Origin of the sequence: Plesiomonas sp. (assembly GCF_051650925.1) — a bacterium.
In the GTDB taxonomy this organism is placed as follows: Bacteria; Pseudomonadota; Gammaproteobacteria; order Enterobacterales; family CAMTGL01; genus Plesiomonas.
In genome coordinates this window covers 1-1,271 of the sequence record NZ_JBOFRH010000085.1, presented here as the reverse complement: position 1 = coordinate 1,271, position 1,271 = coordinate 1, and the positions used below count along the sequence as shown (strand labels likewise).

Sequence of the window (1,271 nt, the reverse complement as noted above, 5' to 3'; positions counted from 1 at the left end):
AATCCGTCAGTCATTACGGTTAAAACCGGCAATTTTCCCCTTCATATAATGCACTACACGGCTGATCAGCGGGATATGCTCATACAACATGGCTCCCATGTCATAGTAGTTACGCTGAAAAATGATCCGTTCGCCTTCCAAGCGCAAGTGTGAGGCTCCTTCCACGGAAATATCATCCCCTTGCTCCAAATTGGCATGGGCGTAACTGAGCTCCCAGAGGATAAACAGATCATTATCACTGCTAAAGGCACGAATAACTTTTACGCGGTGATAATAGGTTTGCTCAATGATCCGAAAAAAATAGACCTGCAAATCTTGTACGCTGTAGATTTGCTGTACTGGGTCCATAAACACCACATCATCGGCATACAAATCAGGGAAATGCGCGATTTTCTCGGCAGTCAGTTCGGCATACGCGGCGCTGAATTTATCAATCATGGCTTGATGTTGCGCTAACATTCTCCCCTCCTGTTGATAACATCACCGTTAAAAGTATATGCCATCTCCCGCCAAGTGCCGTTAGCTGCCAGACAAATCGCTCATCATACGCAATAAAAACCACGCAATAAAAAACCGCCTCATGGGCGGCTTTTTATCTGACTCGTTTTGATTTATACCATCAGCTTACTTCACTTCCTCAATAGAGGAGTTGTCCGAGCCTTCGGTATTCACTTGATGCGGTAAAATCAGGTTCAATAACACCGCCACCAGCGATGCCAGACCTACACCTGCCAGCGCAAAGCTGCCGATTTTCAGCTCCAGCGAGCCAATACCGATCGTCAAGGTAATCGCCACGATGGCGATATTGCGGGAAGCGCCTAAATCCACTTTCGCATCAACCAGCGTTTTCAAACCAATTGCCGCGATAGATCCGAACAGCAGCAGCATGATCCCGCCCATCACAGGCATCGGGATTGAGGTCAGCAGCGCATTGAACTTACCGAAGAATGCCAAGATGATGGCAAAAATCGCCGCCCATGTCATGGTACGCACATTGAAGTTACGGGTGATCATCACCGCACCAGTCACTTCCGCATATGTGGTCACTGGTGGGCCACCAATCAGACCAGCAAAGCATACGCCCAAACCATCACCAAACAGCGTGCGGTGCAAGCCTGGGGTCTTCGTGTAGTCCTTACCGGTTACGCCACCAATCGCCATAACGCCACCGATATGCTCAATACAAGGTGCAATCGCCACCGGTAACATGAAGAGCGCCGCCGCCCAGTTCACTTCCGGCGTAATAAAGGTTGGCACCGCCAGCCATGCTG

At 49.5% G+C, this 1,271-nt stretch carries 2 protein-coding genes; both read right to left on the bottom strand.

The genetic code is table 11. The features are described from left to right. Positions 1-6: 6 nt before the first annotated feature. Entirely contained in the window at positions 7-459 is a 453-nt protein-coding gene (locus ACRC27_RS01945; RefSeq protein WP_152106589.1) for a nuclear transport factor 2 family protein, read from the bottom strand. A 165-nt stretch (positions 460-624) separates the two neighbouring features. Continuing rightward, a partial coding sequence (locus ACRC27_RS01940; protein ID WP_438639062.1) for a uracil-xanthine permease family protein occupies positions 625-1,271 on the bottom strand: 647 nt, incomplete at its 5' end.

Excerpts from the sequence above, each read along its gene's own strand:
- ACRC27_RS01945 (WP_152106589.1), bottom strand. The coding sequence starts at position 459 with ATGTTAGCGCAACATCAAGCCATGATTGATAAATTCAGCGCCGCGTAT.